The organism is Photobacterium minamisatsumaniensis (assembly GCF_050336695.1).
Classification (GTDB): domain Bacteria; phylum Pseudomonadota; class Gammaproteobacteria; order Enterobacterales; family Vibrionaceae; genus Photobacterium; species Photobacterium minamisatsumaniensis.
In genome coordinates, this window is the sequence record NZ_JAKJSI010000030.1 from 22,932 (window position 1) to 38,742 (window position 15,811).

Below are 15,811 nucleotides of genomic sequence, written 5' to 3' on the forward strand. Positions count from 1 at the left end.
GTGCTAGTCAGCGGCTATGTCACAATCTTGAGTGTAAATGACTCACTGACCACTTTTCAAATTTATCTTTATGCCCAACAAGTACACTGTTTGCTGAAAATATTGCTTTCCTCTTCCATACTCTAGCGGTATCACCTCTGTTTCTTGATTTGGAGTGAGTCATGACGAAGCCTATTGTCGCGAATAACAAGCCTATGAAAGTGACATTAAAAAAAGATCAAGAGTACTATTTTTGTGCTTGTGGGCGTTCAAAAAAACAGCCTTTCTGCGATGGGTCTCATCAAAATACAGGAATAACACCGCACCCTTTTAAAGCTGATAACGACGAGGATGTTTACCTTTGTGCGTGTAAACATACAGCTAATACGCCATTTTGCGATGGTACCCACAAGAAGTTTGGTGAACAAGATATCGGAAAAGAAGGTCCCGGTATTAGCCATTCTGCAGATGCTATGCCTATTGCAGAGCCGACAAATGAAGAACCAACCGTCGCCTTTATCCATCAATTAGCAAGAGAAGGGTTAAGCAAACTAGGTCATCATGGACCGATGACGGCAATGGGGGTGCCTCGGTATCAACTACCTGACTGGGACGATATCCAGATTATGGTTGCACAGATGGCAACCAAACCCTTACTGGAAACAGAAAGAGTTAATACTGAATTAATCATAGGGCCGAAAGCCAAACGGCCGTTAGTGCTCGATATCCCTTTATTTGTCTCTGATATGAGTTTTGGGGCTTTATCTGAAGAAGCAAAAACAGCCCTCGCAATGGGAGCAGAAATGGCGGGGACAGGAATTTGCTCTGGTGAGGGAGGAATGCTGGCAGAAGAGCAGGCAGCTAACTCACGTTACTTCTATGAACTAGCAAGTGCCAAGTTTGGTTATCACGAAGGGTTACTACAAAAGGTTCAAGCTTTTCACTTTAAAGGTGGGCAAGGTGCAAAAACAGGGACCGGCGGCCATTTACCGGCAGCGAAAAATGTTGGAAAAATAGCAAAAACCCGATGCTTAAGTGAAGGCATTGATGCTATTTCACCACCAACATTTGAAGATTTAAAAACACCCCGAGATTTCGCCGCCTTTGCTGAGAATGTCAGAGCGGTCACCGGCGGTATCCCAATCGGTTTCAAACTCAGTGCTAATCACATTGAGCGTGATATCGGCTTCGCACTGGAAGCTGGGGCTGACTATATCATCCTAGATGGCCGCGGTGGTGGGACAGGAGCGGCTCCTCAGATATTCAGGGATCACATTAGTGTACCAACCATCCCTGCCCTAGCCAGAGCCCGCTCTTTTCTAGATAAACAAGGCGTATCAAACGACGTTACGTTAATTATTACAGGTGGATTAAGAACACCCAGTGACTTCGTCAAAGCCCTTGCACTTGGTGCTGATGGCATTGCTATTGCTAACAGTGCTATGCAATCTATCGGCTGCGTGGCCGCGAGAATATGTAACACCAATAATTGCCCTGCTGGGATTGCAACACAAAAAAAAGACCTTCGACAAAAATTAAACCCCGACAAGGCCGCAAAACAACTGCATAATTTTTTCATGGCATCAACGGAACTGATGCAGGTTATGGCAAGAGCCTGCGGGCATCATCACTTAAATCAGTTTAATCGAGATGACCTTGCCAGTTGGCACTACGATATGGCGCGCCTTGCTGGCATCGAATATTCAGGATTCATGCAGCGTAATTAACGCTTGGATAACAAAACAAAGGGGAAGCCTTGTACACGGTGGAATAAATCTTTTAAAGTTGAATAACTTATTCTCTGAAGGGCTCGATAATGCTAAAAGCCAATAACACCGCACTCGTAATTGTTGACGTACAAGGTAAGCTTGCTCAAATTATGGATAAGCGCGATGAGCTATTCCATAATCTTGAAACAATGGTTAAAGGAGCTAATATTTTAGAGCTACCTATTATCTGGGTTGAGCAAATCCCAGATAAGTTGGGCTCTACCATCCCGCAACTTTCTGATCACTTACAAGGTCATGCACCTATCGCGAAGAACAGCTTTAGCTGCTACCGTGAGCCAAAATTCATTGAAGCCTTAGAAAAAGCAGATTGTAATAACATTCTTGTTGTGGGTATTGAAGCACACATCTGTGTTTACCAAACAGTCCGCCAACTACTCGATGCTAACTACCATGTTGAAGTCGTTACAGATGCTGTTTCTGCAAGGAATGTACAAAACAAACAAATAGCCATTCATAAAATGGAACAAGCAGGCGCTTCATTAACGAGTACGGAAATGGTTCTTTTTGAGTTACAAGAAGTGGCAGAAGGCGAACGGTTTAAACAGATTTTAAATATCGTCAAATAACCTTGTGTTCAACTTGTTAGCTTGAATAAAAAAGCCATGATGTCGCTTTCGCACATCATGGCTTAAATGTTAAGGCTAAATGAACGTATATTATCTACTACTTTGTAGCCTCGGCGATCTCGACATTTTGCTCATCCATTTTTACACTACCTGATAATTCTCTCGCTTTTAATGCAATAATAGTAATAACTAATGCAATCAAAGCAATAACCGCCATTCCGCCATATGTTAGCGTAAAACCTTCACCAAGCTGTATAGCATCAAAACTCCCTAACCCCTCACTTGATCCCTCTCCGACCAATACCGGTACTTTTAAGTGAAATAAAGCCGCACATAGCGCAACACCGATCGCGCCGCCTAACTCCCTACCATAACCGAACATTGATAGACCAATCCCTCTATCCGCTGCGGGTAATACGTCTTGGGCTATAACATTAAGTGCTGGCAGTGTGAGACCCAGACCAACACCTGCTAACGCTAGTGCAAAAGAAGTTGCTGTTCCGAAGTAAAGCTGTGTCATTGCCAACATTGTCAGTGTGAAGCCAATGACAACAAGTGACTTGTAATAACCAGATTTCGCAATACGTTTACCACCAAAATACGCACCTGCCGTAATGCTCATCATAAAGACCATCATAAACAAACCACTGGTTGATGCCGTCATGCCATGCTGCCATTGCATTTGTAGAGGTAAATACACCAATACTGCGAACATCAGTAGCTGCGAACACATGATAAGTACAACACTTATAAGGTAACCGGGAAGCTTAACTAACCTTGCAGGTAGAATTGGATCTGAGACGCGTCTTTCAACCAAAATAAGCAATGCAATACTAACTAATAATGCTCCAAGTAATACTGATGAGCTGATAACCGTTTCAGGTGAAAGCAGAAACAATAAAAGTGTTGTAACAACAATCAATAAACCGGCACCTAACCAATCAAATTTACTGTCACGCCCTTGATTCAAGTGCTTAAGATTCGTATTGATTAAGATCAGCGCTAACGCACCTAAAGGTATATTGATCCAAAATACCCAACGCCAACTTAAATGCTCAGCAAAAAAACCACCAAGCAACGGGCCCGCAATACTCGAAGCCGCATAAACAGCTGAGATATAGCCCTGATATTTACCCACCTCGCGTGCTGGAATACAATCCGCGATAACGGTAAAGGCAAGCGCGATTAAGCCGCCGCCTCCAATCCCCTGCAAAACACGTGAAGCAATCAAACTCGTTAAATCTTGAGAAAGTGCACAAGCAACTGAGCCAATAACAAATAAAACAACGCTCACATTGAGCATTTTCACTCGACCGAAAATATCACTTAATTTGCCATAAATAGGCAGCACTGCCGTTGCAGCAAGTAAATAAGCCGTAATAACCCACGTCAACGCTTGCCCTGCCCCAAGGTCATCACCAATCATAGGCAAAGGTGTTGTAACAATACTTTTCTCTAAAGAACCGAGGGCAATCACTAACGCCACACTGGCAAAAATCGTTTTTGGCGACATAATCTCTCCTTTAATAACCCGGCAATGATAATCTATGCGATGGATTTCGAAAACAGGATATAATGAAGGTCAAGATTCCATAAATGGGATAAATAATGAAACTTGATGATCTTGAGCTTTTTCTTCACATCGTAAAATCAGGCAGTTTTGCTGCCGCGGCAAGAAAGAAAAACATTCCAACAAGTACACTTAGCCGTCGGATTCAGCAGCTTGAATCGGATACTGGCAGAAAACTATTAGTCCGCCATGCTAAGGATATGCAGCTCACAAAAGATGGGCGTTTATTTGTCAGTCAATTTGGTACTATCTTTGATGAGTTAGAAAAAAGAGTCATTAGCCTTGATGACGAAAAAGAACAACTTTCAGGATTGATTGTTATCAACGCTCCTATTAATCCGATCCAACATCAGATAGGTCAACTGGCGCTAGAATTTGCAGAAAAACACACAAAGATACAGCTACAATTCCAACTAGGTAATCAAGCCGATTACTATTTACGGGGTGATATCGACATCGCACTGCGTTTTGGTATACAACCATCTTCAGACTGGGTTGAACGCAGAATGGCGCACAACTCTGCCATTTTATGTGCCAGCCAAAAATACTTAAATAAATACCCGAAAATCACTCACCCATCACAGTTACAACACCATAGCTTACTCACTGCGAACCCCTATCAAAAATGGCACTTTCACCACCAGAATGGGGATACATTTGGTCTACAGCATAATGGACGAATTCAATCAGACGTACTGGAATGCATTCATTACACAGCAATAGCAGGATACGGCATCGCCCGATTACCCGAGTGGTATGCAAAAGAGTGGATTGATCGAGGTGAACTACAGCAAGTTTTACTTAACTGGCAATTGGAAGGTTCAGATGTTGTGATGTTACACCCACAACGAAAACTACTACCAGAGCGAACCCAAGCGTTAATTGACTTTATTCATGAACGCTGGACAGGCAATGGCACAACACAATTCCTTCATCGCATTTATAATAGTAAGTAAGGACAAATATATACGCATAAATCAACATGAACAGTATTGACAAATTTTCCTTATCGAATTAACTTATTTATATACGAAAAATAAGTCACCTTTGAAAGTAGGTTTTTATGTTTGCCATCACTAATGTCAATATTTTCACCGGAACAGCTACCCTAACCAATCATGCTATTTTCATTGATGGTGATACCATCTCTGCTATAAAACCAATGGCAGAAAGTGCATTGCCTGACACTGTTTATGATGGCTACGGACTAACGGCAACCGCCGGTTTCATTGACTTGCAGCTTAATGGTTGCGGTGGTGTGTTGCTAAACACCGATATTCAGAAGCGTACTCTGGATATTATGAATGCAACGAATCTCGCCAATGGCACGACCCAATACTTGCCTACATTCATTACCAGTGACAACAGCAGTATGCGAGATGTTATCAACCTCGTTGCGAATATTGACAATAAAGAGCAAGAAGGCATCCTTGGACTACACCTTGAAGGTCCATTTATTAGCAAAGAAAAAAAAGGGGCTCACAACATTAGCCACATTAGGGTACTGGACGAACTAACCGCCTACTACCTTGCCGATAACAAAGATCATATTTCTGTTGTGACTCTCGCGCCTGAAAATACCTCACAGTCAGTGATCGATATTCTAAAAAATGCAGGTATTACCGTTTCTCTTGGGCATACAAATGCCACTTACGATGAACTGACAGATAAAAACAATTTGGATATGGCAACTCACCTTTATAATGCCATGACACCACTAGGCTCTCGTGATCCAGGTACTGTTGGATATATTTTTGATAAAAAACCCTACGCCGGTATTATCGTCGACGGCATTCACTCTTCATTTGCATCAGTACGAATCGCTCACCAATTATTGGGCGAAAAGCTCTTTATGGTAACGGATGCCGTTACCCCTGCTGGAACTGATATGACTGAGTATGATATGGCAGGTACCAAAGGTTACGTTACTAACGGTAAATGTCACTATGAAGATGGCACGATTGCAGGAGCTGCAATTACCATGATAGAGGGAGTGAAAAACCTCATCAACCATGTTGGAGTTAGTCGAGAGGAAGCATTTCGCATGGCAAGCCTCTACCCAGCTAAGGCTGCGGGTATCGACCATGAATACGGCCGTTTAGCAGAAGGCTATAAAGCAAACATCAGCTTAATTGACAACAACAACAACGTAAGTGCTGTGTTCCAAATGGGGCAGAAGAAAATATAGTCTGATTTCAAATTCTTGGGCAATATCATTGAAGATAACCAATTTATTATTAAAATAGAGTAAATTAATAATTTAAGGTTATCTTTAATGCTTAATACTCAATGGTTAGATACTTTTATCGTCTTAGTCGAAACAGGACATTTTACACAAACAGCCGAAAAACTGTTTATGACGCAACCAGGTGTTAGCCAGCATATAAAGAAACTAGAAGCCCAGACCGACACTTTACTTCTCAAACGTATCGGGAAGCGCTTTGAATTAACACCTGCAGGTGAAAGCCTTTATCAATATGGGTTGCGCCGTCGTGACGATGAAGCGCTATTGCTGAAAAATCTGCTTAAAGATGAAGAAGATAGTGGTGAATGCTATATCGCCTGCTCCGGTTCATTAGCCATGTATCTATACCCGATATTCCTTTGTCATCAGCAACATAACCCTAAACTTAGTGTTCACGTTGAAGCCGCGCCAAATCATAAAATAATAGAAAGTGTAAAAACGAACAGTATAGATCTTGGGATTGTGACGCACGCCATCGCAGACCCAAATATTGACCAAGAATCAATTGGCTTTGAGCCGCTTTGTGTGGTCGTTCCAGCCAGCTATCCACCCGATACCCTTGATATGCTTCAGCTCTATAGGCTTGGTTTTATTAATCACCCTGACGGTGAACATTATTTACAGCAAGTGCACCATGCTAATTTTACTGACACTCCATTTGATTTCAATAACGTAAAAGTGACAGGTTACATCAACCAACTTAATCAAATTCTATTACCCGTTTCACTTGGGCTAGGTTTCACCGTATTACCCAAAAAAGCGGTGGATAGCTTWTCCTCTCCATCTGACATCAAAACAATCCAACTTCCAAATACGGTTGATCAGGCACTATTTTTAATCCAGAAAAAGCATCGTACTTTAGGGAAACGATATGAGTACTTTATCGATAAGATAAAGTCATCGCTGTAACCCTACGGTTGCAACCCCAGCACTAATAATGAGTGAGCCCCCCGTCCGGTTGATCCACCTCTGTGCTATTGGGCTTCTCACCTTATTTCTTGCTATAGAAGCAGTAATTCCATAGGCACTCAAACTTATTAATGCTAAGCCAATAAATGTAATAACAAGCACTATCATCTGGGGAGCGATAGGTTTACCGGCATGAATAAATTGAGGGAGAAAAGCCACAAAAAAAACAATACTTTTGGGGTTTAACAACGTGACAATGTAAGCGTGGCGAAAAATATGTCGGCTATTCACATTACTATCGGTCGGTTGTTCATCTTCAACAATCGGCGATTTGAATAATTGCACACCAAGATAGATTAAATATATCGCACCAAGCCATTTAACGACCGTAAACAATTCTGCTGATGCTGCTAACAATGCGCCTAAGCCAAGTAAAGAAGCAAGCATCGCGGTTAAATCACCTAATACAACACCCCCAACTAACGCAACTGCAGCACTACGCCCATGACTTAACGCATAAGAGATAACTAAAAGAATTGTGGGGCCTGGAATTACAACAAAAACGGCAGACGCCGCAACAAATGCAAGCCAATTTTCTAATGGCACAATGATTACTCCCTGTAAAATATAAAAAAACCACCGTCATATCAGGTGGCTCTCTTAGATTCAATCTATCACAAATCTACAGATCGATAAAATTCACAGCCATCAAATGGCATAGATACACACATAGCATGAAATGATTTTATAAAGAACGCATCAAAATCTCATACTCTTCTGCCGCCAGTTCAATTAACTTAGCTAGCTCTCGTGCATCATCATTCGCAAGATGGACATGCCACTGTATCGATTCTGGCGTCAGCAAATCCTTGCAAACTAATTCGGTTTTCTTACCATCAGAGTAAAAGTAAAGTTGGTCAAAATCCCCTTCCATACTGCTATTATTTTCTAGAATAGTAACTTTGAGCTCCCCTGTCGGTATTACGGTGACATCTGCATGTAACCCAGGCTCATCAGGCAACGCAAAAAGTCTATTTTCAGCCAACATATTCCAGCCTCCTATTGGAAATAACCCATATCAGTGCTTTCTTCTACAATCTGGATAAGCGCCAAGCCAGAAACCTAACCAAATTATATTAAGTCTAGTCAAGCATATTGGCGACCAATAAAAATTCATCAAAACGACACAATAATTCATCATTAATTTGACCTTGATCCGATGTATCAGGCTTGTTAGCTATTTTAACGTGAAATATTCTCGTTTCCTGTGGCTATAGCAAAATGATATATTGATAAAAAATACCAAGGATGTCCCTAATGATTGATTTTCGTTCCGATACTGTTACACGCCCTACCATCGCTATGAGACAAGCGATGTCTTCTGCGGAAGTTGGTGATGATGTATATGGTGATGACCCAACTATTAATGAACTTGAGCAATGGACCGCGCAAAGGCATGGATTTGAAAGTGCATTATTTTGTAGCTCAGGCACACAAGCTAATTTACTTGCCTTAATGGCTCATTGTGAACGAGGTGATGAATACTTATGTGGCCAACAAGCACATAATTATAAGTTTGAAGGTGGTGGTGCTGCTGTCCTTGGTTCGATTCAACCACAGCCGATTGAAAATGAGAAAGACGGTAGTTTATGCTTAAAAAAACTCGCATCAGTGATTAAGCCTAATGACCCTCACTTTGCTCGCACGCGTTTATTGAGCTTAGAAAACACGATCAATGGTAAAGTTTTACCTTTAAGCTATCTTGCTGAAGCAAGGGATTTTGTTAATGAGCATGATTTAAAGCTACACCTTGATGGTGCACGCGTGTATAACGCTGCAGTTGCATTGAATGTTGATATTACAGAAATCAGCCGCCACTTCGATTCAATGACGATCTGCCTATCAAAAGGGCTCGGGGCGCCTATAGGTTCGTTGGTGTTAGGCGATAAGGCATTTATTCAACGCACACGACGTTGGCGTAAAGTGCTTGGTGGTGGTATGCGACAAGCAGGTATTCTCGCAGCAGCGGCAAAGATTGCGTTGACTGAACAGACTACGCGCTTAATTGACGACCACGATAATGCGAAATATCTAGCCCAACAACTCAATCAAATTACAGGGTTTGAGGTGAATACTGCACATGTAGAAACAAACATGTTGTTTGCAAAAGTCGACCCTCAGATAGATCAAGACAAGCTAGTTTCAACGCTGAAAGAAAAAGATATTCTGATTTCAGCCGGACAGCCAATGCGCCTTGTGACGCACCTTGACATTACACGTGAAGACATTAATACCTTTGTTCACGCATTAACAGAGGCCGTTGCCTAATACGCAAATAGCCTCCTCAATAAAAAAGGCACAATATGTGCCTTTTTTACCGCGAATTGAAATGCTTAAGGATTAAAACAAAGCGTTATTTAACAGCAAGTGGCATACGATACTCGCCACATACCCCAAAGCTATCACTGGCATCCACTTTAAATGACCGAAGAAAGTATACTTGCCATGAGCGGCTCCCATTAGTGCAACGCCGGCTGCTGAACCAATTGACAATAAGCTTCCCCCTACCCCTGCCGTTAATGTCACCAGTAACCAATTACCCAACGTTAAGTCTGGTTGCATCGTTAATACTGCGAACATCACTGGAATGTTATCGACGATAGCAGAAAGGATCCCGACCATGACATTGGCCCAAACAGGATTCCACTGATTGTACATAACATCAGAAACCAACCCTAAATAGCCTAATAAGCTTAATCCACCGACGCACATTACAACGCCGTAGAAGAATAACAATGTATCCCACTCAGCATGAGATACGCGTTTAAATACATCGAAAGGTACAACAGAACCAATACGTTTCAATGCAGCTTCATCTTTGTTCGCCTCTGCAATCGCCTTTTTCTTCTCTAACGATCGAGGTAAGGTTTTCCTTAAATAAAAACCAAAGAACTGTAGATAAGCCAGCCCCATCATCATACCGATAACTGGCGGGAAATGTACAAGGGCATGGAAACCGACCGCTGTTGCAATTGTCAGTACAAATAATACAACAATGCGTTTAGCTCCACGCTTGAGCTCTACATATTCACTGGTCGTGTTTGGCTGCGTTTTCGGCACGAAAAACGACATAATAACCGCTGGCACTAAGTAATTAACAACCGATGGGATAAAGAGATCAGTAAACTGCATAAATGTCACTAACCCTGCTTGCCACACCATCAACGTTGTAATATCCCCAAAAGGGCTAAATGCACCACCAGCATTCGCTGCTACAACAATATTAATACATGCAATATTGATAAAACGTAGGTTACTTCCACCTACTTTTAATACGACGGCACACATTAATAATGCAGTAGTAAGGTTATCTGCTATAGGTGAAATTAAGAAGGATAAAATACCGGTAATCCAGAAAAGCGTCCTAAAGTTAAACCCTTTACTTACCATCCAAGCTTGTAGGGAATCAAACAACCGTCGCTCTTCCATTGCACTTATATAAGTCATAGCAACCAAGAGGAAAAGTAACAGCTCAGCATACTCCAGCAAGTTATGCTCAAGTGCTTGCTTGGCTAACTCAATTTGACCCTGTTGTTGATATACATAACCAATCATCATCCAAATCAGGCCTGCGGCTAACAAAACCGGTTTAGATTTCCGTAGCTGTAAATACTCCTCTCCCATGACTAAACAATAAGCTAAGCCAAAAATAATTAAAGATGCATAACCTATTGTTGATGTTGTTAAATCTAATCCTACACCACTTGCCAAAGCAGGTGCGGCTGCACTCAATCCTATTACGCAACCAATTAAATAACGCATTTTCATTGTATTCTCAGCTCCATGAGATTGATTCAACTCACTCTAGTTTACACATTCCAGTGTTGTATTTACGTGAAGCAAACCAACAAGTTAACAATTGATGTAACAAAAAGTTAACGACATGCATTTTTACTCTAAAATAGTAAATAGCTTATAAGAGTTAATGACCACTGTATTAATATAAAGAAGAGGTTACAGCGTGGATAACATACAGTCTTGGATAGACCAGCTCACACCTTGGTATAAAACCAATGGCCGCTGCGACAAATCAATACTCATTGAAACTATAAGTAATGCACCAAATAGTATTTTTACCTCTATTGACAGTCAGTTACATAGCGAAGCTCTTGCATATTGGTTAGACGCATGTTTAACGTTAAGTCGTATTTATCAAAATATTGGAAACATTGAGTTGGCATTTAGCTATCTGCAATTTGCTTATAGTAAAGTGCAAGAAGTCGCGACAACGCCCAATCAATCTCCAAACATGAAACGCTGGGGCTTAAAAAAACTTGATTGCATGATCATTGACCTAATGGCATTTTGCCAACAGCAACAACAAGAAAAGTGGCAGCAAGAATGCGCCGACCTCGTTAACTGCCATGTGTTATTTATGAAAGGTCAATTTCACCAAAACCTTGCTTACCCCAATAAAGAGCAATTCGATTACTAATTATTTTTACTCTAGTTAAAACAGGCTTGCTTTGTCTTTCCATAACAAAGGCAACATCAAATTTAGTCTGCTCTCAAAAATTTACTAAACTCATAATATCAATAGATTGATATCAACATAAAATGATGCGGAGTGAACGACATAGCGAATCACTCCATTATCACTATTAATCTACTAGCACTTAAACACAGAAAGAAAAGTGCTAACCCTAAGTGATTGAGGATTATTCAGTAATGCTGTTCATACATATCCCAAAGCCGTTAATCAATTTAGCTACCCTCAGTGCACTGCTTGTTATTTCTTTCACGAGTTTTGCTGAACCCCCACCCACTCCACCAGAAATTGCCGCTAAAGGTTGGGTATTAATGAGTTACGAATCGGGGCAAGTGATAGCGAGTAGCAATGAACGAAAACAACTTGCTCCAGCCAGCCTAACAAAAATAATGACCAGCTACGTCGTCGGGTTGGAATTAAAGTCGGGTCACATTGCTTCAAATGACCTGGTCATCATTAGCGAGAATGCGTGGGGGAAAAAATTCCCTGGTTCATCGAAAATGTTTTTAAATGTTGGCGATCAAGTTACCGTTGATGACCTTAATCGTGGGGTTATCGTTTCCTCAGGCAACGACGCAACCGTTGCACTCGCAGAACATGTTGCTGGACATGAATCTGCCTTTATCGAAATGATGAACCGCCACGCGGAAAGAATCGGCATGATGGATAGTTATTTCGCTAACCCTCACGGCCTTGATGCCAATGATCAATTCACAACACCTTACGACATGGCTGTACTAACGCGTGCTTTTATTAAAGACGTGCCTGATATCTACCCTCTTTTCAAAGAAAAATCGTTTACATTTGGTAAAATAAAGCAAGGAAACCGTAATGCACTGCTCTGGGATACCACCCTTAATGTTGATGGTGTTAAGACGGGCTACACTAAACAAGCCGGATACAGCCTTGTCTCTTCTGCAGAACAAAATGGGCAACGATTAATTGCCGTTGTTATGGGAACAAAAAGCACAGCAACACGCCGTACAGAAAGTAAAAAATTATTAACTTGGGGCTTTCGGTTTTATCAAGACATCACCCCTGACTTCAGCACTAAAGAGTTAATGCCATTGAAGGTATGGTATGGCTCACCATCAACCATTAATTTAGAAGTTGCTGACGGTGGAACGATTACGGTGCCAAGACGACAACGCAAACAGATCGACTTTAAAGTTTTTTATGACAATAGCCTAGAAGCACCTGTAGACAAAGGTCAGCAAGTAGGTAAAGTCGAATGGTACCTAAATGATGAAGTGATTGCAGAACAAGCTTTACTCGCCAAAGAAGCGTCTAATGAAGCCCCTTGGTATAAATCAATGGTAGATGTGGTATGGCGTCCCATTAATCAATGGTTTTCCAATCAAGACTGGGAACCTAATACTAATCTTGATAAGTAATAGATCTAAGTATTACGCAGGAAAAATTGTTGTTATCAAGGCAGAGATTTTGTAACTAGTGGTTCTAATTACAAAATCTCTAACGTAGAGAACACTAAAACAGGCCATGCGGCCTGTTTTATATTTTATTCATAAACATCATCAAAGCTTTCAGAATCAAACAAGTCATCCAGTTCAGCGTCTGTCATGTCTAGATCCCAAAGATCATCGTCATTCATTTCAATTTCGAACGGTTCAAAGTTGTACATGCTTACTCTCCGTTTTTTGTTTGTACCCCTACTTTTTAAAAGTTAAACATGTCATTAGCATGAACAATCTATTTCAACAATAAGAAATGAGTAATAATTAGGCTCTATATGGTTTAAATTTTGTACGCTAAAGCCTGTGGTCAGGTTTCATCCAAACTGACTTAAAGTCAAACCACCCCATTGAGTTCGACTGCATTCCTTGAACAACGCCAGTATCATCAACGCCTAACCAGTTATGAAATAATGGTAAAATTTGCCCAAATTCAACTAACTTTGCTCCTATCTGCTGACAAGGAGATTCTTGACCTAGCTGATTTCGCCACCGTTCAACTTCATACTCTAATGCCTCAAACTCAGTTTCAGGCATTGCTCTTGATATATGGTCAAAATTGAAAAACCATGATAGTAAAGCATCATCCCGATAATTCATTAAGCTCATACCACCAAGCCAAATATCAATTTTGTCTGCAAACTTCCCTAAGGCAATTTCTGTTATGCTCAATTCAAGTATTCTCAGCTTTACCCCGTCTTCTTGTAACAATTCCCGAATAGCTTGTGCAATATGCGGATAAACAGGGTGCTGACAAGAAAATGCAATTGTGACGGTACGTGTTGCAGGTGCTAAGGTAGGTTGAGTTTGTAATGGAACATGCGCCCAACCAGGCAAAATACCATAAGCATTGGTTAGCCTAAAATCACCAATTTTATGTTTATCTAAACGCTGCAATATATTCAGCGAATTTAAGCGCCCATGAAAATAATCTAACCACTTCTTATCAGTTGATAACCCTTTACGTCGATTAAACAATAAAAAGTTACACCCCTCATCAAGCTTTAACCGACTTGAAACACTGACATTGCCAAGTTGTGTTTCATCGGTCCCAGGTTGCAAATAACACGAGGCAACTTCAGATAACATCCAGATATCAACGGTATCGATCAATGCTCGAAAGCCAAAATACTGATCAAAGGCTTCTAACTTAAAACGTTTGTTATCATTTTGAACCACCTTATAAGGGCCTGTACCCACCGGAAATAACTCGTTTTGTTTGCTATGGTCAGCTTCTGCGGGCTGAATCATTGCAACCAAGTTCGTCAGCAAATCAGGAAAATGATGATCATTAGCGCTAAGAAAGAAATCTACCGTATTACTATGTGGTGCATCAACACGATCTATATGACGAAATAACCGATGTGTTTTAACGCTATCAAACGTCGTAATAATGTCTTGGTTGTTGAGTAACCTTCCATCATGGAAGCGTACTGACGGGCGAAGAAAAAATCGCCAATGACGAGGAGAGATGGCCTCCCAGTGATGAGCTAGATCACCTTCTACTTCCTCTTTTTCCTCATTTATTCGAGTTAGGCCATTAAATATTTGTTTAACAAGGTGCTGCTCAGATCGTCTTAACGGCTGTAACGGATTCAAATTACTGAATGCTCGATAATAAGGCAGCCTTACGATTTGTTTACCATGTGCCGTCGTATGCCCTAGCTGCTCTTGAATAATTTGAGCAAGCATATCAGCATTATTGCTTAATGCCTCAAGTGCTGGCTCTAACTTTCCCTCAGTAACCAATTTACGAGCATGAATCATCTGTAATTCACTTTCAGTACTATGGAATGTTAAACGTGATAACTTCCCTCGTCCAACAGCTGGCTCCCATGTTATCCAACCTTGATCTGCCATTTTGTTGATTACCATGCGAACATTACGACGAGTACAAAACAGCACTTCTGCAATATCTTGCAGATTAGTATCGCTGTCTTCACCTGAGAAGTGCTGGTATAACTGTTTAAATTGAGATTTGAGCCGTTGACCACTCATAAAAGAGGAACCTATATATCTGTTTTTTTCTGTTTTAGATTTCCTATTTTAGCGTAAAACTATCCTCGTACCCAAGTGGTATAGGTGGCATTGTCAGAAGTAAAGGTTTCCCCCGCCAGTTGCTCCGAGTGAAGCAATGCCACCTTTTTAATTTAAATAGCAGAATACTACAGCCCTGAGGTCGAACTCAGTTAAACAACGTACTATCTGTATCAGCTACCATTAGCTTATGGCTATCTTTTAGCCGTACATGCTTAAAACCACCAGACCCATAATAACTACGGCATGACTCTAAAACCCAGTCACGATAGTCATGCAGCTGTTCACCATTATACTGATGTGTACTCACAACACCTTCAGCCCAGGCTAACGCCATGAATGAAACCAGCTCCCACTGCTGACCAGCCATCACTTTAGCCTGCTTCTTAAAATGTTCTTTTAATCCTGCCAGCTGTGAATATTCTAAGTCTGAGTAATCTTCACGGGTAAATACATTGGGTGGTATAACCATTTTATAGCAACGGCCAATGTCTTTTGCCCTATCAACATCATTAGCCATCAAAGGATGGCTAATGATGAGCAGTAAAAATATTAGGGCAAAGTTTTTCATTTAGCTCTCTACTTGTTGTAATTACTTATCAGAATGTATCTCAATTTCTTAATCTGAAAACGGCTGAGACGGTAAATACATTACTGATTAACCTGCAAGAACTACGCCGAAACTTCACAACTG

General features: G+C 41.0%; 15 protein-coding genes. 8 read left to right on the forward strand and 7 right to left on the reverse strand.

Annotated features, from left to right (window positions below; genetic code table 11):
- Nucleotides 1–161 precede the first annotated feature (161 nt).
- A complete protein-coding gene (locus L4D78_RS16450) occupies nucleotides 162–1,706 on the forward strand; it encodes a glutamate synthase-related protein (RefSeq protein WP_428467940.1) in 1,545 nt (514 codons plus the stop codon).
- 89 nt (nucleotides 1,707–1,795) lie between these two features.
- Complete coding sequence (locus L4D78_RS16455) at nucleotides 1,796–2,335, forward strand: hydrolase (protein WP_428467941.1); 540 nt, start codon at nucleotides 1,796–1,798, stop codon at nucleotides 2,333–2,335.
- 97 nt (nucleotides 2,336–2,432) lie between these two features.
- Here L4D78_RS16455 and L4D78_RS16460 read toward each other — a convergent pair whose 3' ends face one another.
- Entirely contained in the window at nucleotides 2,433–3,848 is a 1,416-nt protein-coding gene (locus L4D78_RS16460) for an MDR family MFS transporter (RefSeq protein ID WP_428467942.1), read from the reverse strand.
- A 95-nt stretch (nucleotides 3,849–3,943) separates the two neighbouring features.
- Here L4D78_RS16460 and L4D78_RS16465 point away from each other — a divergent pair, with 95 nt between their 5' ends.
- The 3 genes from L4D78_RS16465 to L4D78_RS16475 all read left to right on the forward strand — a co-directional run bounded on the left by L4D78_RS16465 (nucleotide 3,944) and on the right by L4D78_RS16475 (nucleotide 7,059).
- Nucleotides 3,944–4,861 carry a LysR family transcriptional regulator gene (locus tag L4D78_RS16465; RefSeq protein WP_428467943.1) on the forward strand — a complete coding sequence of 306 codons (918 nt, stop codon included), beginning with the start codon at nucleotides 3,944–3,946 and terminating at the stop codon, nucleotides 4,859–4,861.
- Nucleotides 4,862–4,968: 107 nt separating this feature from the next.
- Complete coding sequence (gene nagA / locus L4D78_RS16470; RefSeq protein ID WP_428467944.1) at nucleotides 4,969–6,093, forward strand: N-acetylglucosamine-6-phosphate deacetylase; 1,125 nt, start codon at nucleotides 4,969–4,971, stop codon at nucleotides 6,091–6,093.
- An 87-nt stretch (nucleotides 6,094–6,180) separates the two neighbouring features.
- Nucleotides 6,181–7,059: a LysR family transcriptional regulator gene (locus L4D78_RS16475; RefSeq protein WP_428467945.1), complete on the forward strand. Its 879-nt coding sequence runs from the start codon at nucleotides 6,181–6,183 to the stop codon at nucleotides 7,057–7,059.
- Here the strand turns inward: L4D78_RS16475 and L4D78_RS16480 are convergent.
- Together L4D78_RS16480 and L4D78_RS16485 are read right to left on the reverse strand one after the other, a co-directional pair.
- A complete protein-coding gene (locus tag L4D78_RS16480; protein WP_428467946.1) occupies nucleotides 7,048–7,665 on the reverse strand; it encodes a LysE family translocator in 618 nt (205 codons plus the stop codon). The genes L4D78_RS16475 and L4D78_RS16480 overlap by 12 nt on opposite strands.
- A 139-nt stretch (nucleotides 7,666–7,804) precedes the next feature.
- Nucleotides 7,805–8,107: a hypothetical protein gene (locus L4D78_RS16485; RefSeq protein WP_428467947.1), complete on the reverse strand. Its 303-nt coding sequence runs from the start codon at nucleotides 8,105–8,107 to the stop codon at nucleotides 7,805–7,807.
- Nucleotides 8,108–8,376: 269 nt separating this feature from the next.
- Here L4D78_RS16485 and ltaE point away from each other — a divergent pair, with 269 nt between their 5' ends.
- Complete coding sequence (gene ltaE, locus L4D78_RS16490; protein ID WP_428467948.1) at nucleotides 8,377–9,387, forward strand: low-specificity L-threonine aldolase; 1,011 nt, start codon at nucleotides 8,377–8,379, stop codon at nucleotides 9,385–9,387.
- 72 nt (nucleotides 9,388–9,459) lie between these two features.
- Here ltaE and nhaD read toward each other — a convergent pair whose 3' ends face one another.
- Nucleotides 9,460–10,887 (reverse strand): sodium:proton antiporter NhaD, encoded by a 1,428-nt coding sequence (nhaD, locus tag L4D78_RS16495; RefSeq protein ID WP_428467949.1) that lies wholly within the window; start codon nucleotides 10,885–10,887, stop codon nucleotides 9,460–9,462.
- A gap of 193 nt (nucleotides 10,888–11,080) precedes the next feature.
- Between nhaD and L4D78_RS16500 the strand changes: the two genes are divergently transcribed.
- Together L4D78_RS16500 and L4D78_RS16505 are read left to right on the forward strand one after the other, a co-directional pair.
- Entirely contained in the window at nucleotides 11,081–11,554 is a 474-nt protein-coding gene (locus tag L4D78_RS16500) for a DUF2753 family protein (RefSeq protein WP_428467950.1), read from the forward strand.
- 233 nt (nucleotides 11,555–11,787) lie between these two features.
- Nucleotides 11,788–13,002, forward strand: coding sequence for a serine hydrolase (locus L4D78_RS16505; RefSeq protein WP_428467951.1), 1,215 nt, complete (start codon nucleotides 11,788–11,790; stop codon nucleotides 13,000–13,002).
- A 125-nt stretch (nucleotides 13,003–13,127) separates the two neighbouring features.
- Here the strand turns inward: L4D78_RS16505 and L4D78_RS16510 are convergent, their stop codons facing one another.
- The 3 genes from L4D78_RS16510 to L4D78_RS16520 all read right to left on the reverse strand — a co-directional run bounded on the left by L4D78_RS16510 (nucleotide 13,128) and on the right by L4D78_RS16520 (nucleotide 15,688).
- Complete coding sequence (locus tag L4D78_RS16510; RefSeq protein WP_428467952.1) at nucleotides 13,128–13,250, reverse strand: hypothetical protein; 123 nt, start codon at nucleotides 13,248–13,250, stop codon at nucleotides 13,128–13,130.
- A 127-nt stretch (nucleotides 13,251–13,377) separates the two neighbouring features.
- Entirely contained in the window at nucleotides 13,378–15,078 is a 1,701-nt protein-coding gene (sgrR, locus tag L4D78_RS16515; protein ID WP_428467953.1) for an HTH-type transcriptional regulator SgrR, read from the reverse strand.
- Between the two features lie 187 nt (nucleotides 15,079–15,265).
- Complete coding sequence (locus L4D78_RS16520) at nucleotides 15,266–15,688, reverse strand: hypothetical protein (protein ID WP_428467954.1); 423 nt, start codon at nucleotides 15,686–15,688, stop codon at nucleotides 15,266–15,268.
- Nucleotides 15,689–15,811: the final 123 nt, after the last annotated feature.

Bases quoted from the DNA above. Each gene is read 5' to 3' on its own strand.
- sgrR (WP_428467953.1), bottom strand. From the start codon at position 15,078: ATGAGTGGTCAACGGCTCAAATCTCAATTTAAACAGTTATACCAGCAC.
- ltaE (WP_428467948.1), top strand. From the start codon at position 8,377: ATGATTGATTTTCGTTCCGATACTGTTACACGCCCTACCATCGCTATG.
- L4D78_RS16510 (WP_428467952.1), bottom strand. From the start codon at position 13,250: ATGTACAACTTTGAACCGTTCGAAATTGAAATGAATGACGATGATCTT.
- L4D78_RS16520 (WP_428467954.1), bottom strand. From the start codon at position 15,688: ATGAAAAACTTTGCCCTAATATTTTTACTGCTCATCATTAGCCATCCT.
- L4D78_RS16465 (WP_428467943.1), top strand. From the start codon at position 3,944: ATGAAACTTGATGATCTTGAGCTTTTTCTTCACATCGTAAAATCAGGC.
- L4D78_RS16450 (WP_428467940.1), top strand. From the start codon at position 162: ATGACGAAGCCTATTGTCGCGAATAACAAGCCTATGAAAGTGACATTA.
- L4D78_RS16485 (WP_428467947.1), bottom strand. From the start codon at position 8,107: ATGTTGGCTGAAAATAGACTTTTTGCGTTGCCTGATGAGCCTGGGTTA.
- nhaD (WP_428467949.1), bottom strand. From the start codon at position 10,887: ATGAAAATGCGTTATTTAATTGGTTGCGTAATAGGATTGAGTGCAGCC.
- L4D78_RS16505 (WP_428467951.1), top strand. From the start codon at position 11,788: ATGCTGTTCATACATATCCCAAAGCCGTTAATCAATTTAGCTACCCTC.
- L4D78_RS16455 (WP_428467941.1), top strand. From the start codon at position 1,796: ATGCTAAAAGCCAATAACACCGCACTCGTAATTGTTGACGTACAAGGT.
- L4D78_RS16460 (WP_428467942.1), bottom strand. From the start codon at position 3,848: ATGTCGCCAAAAACGATTTTTGCCAGTGTGGCGTTAGTGATTGCCCTC.
- nagA (WP_428467944.1), top strand. From the start codon at position 4,969: ATGTTTGCCATCACTAATGTCAATATTTTCACCGGAACAGCTACCCTA.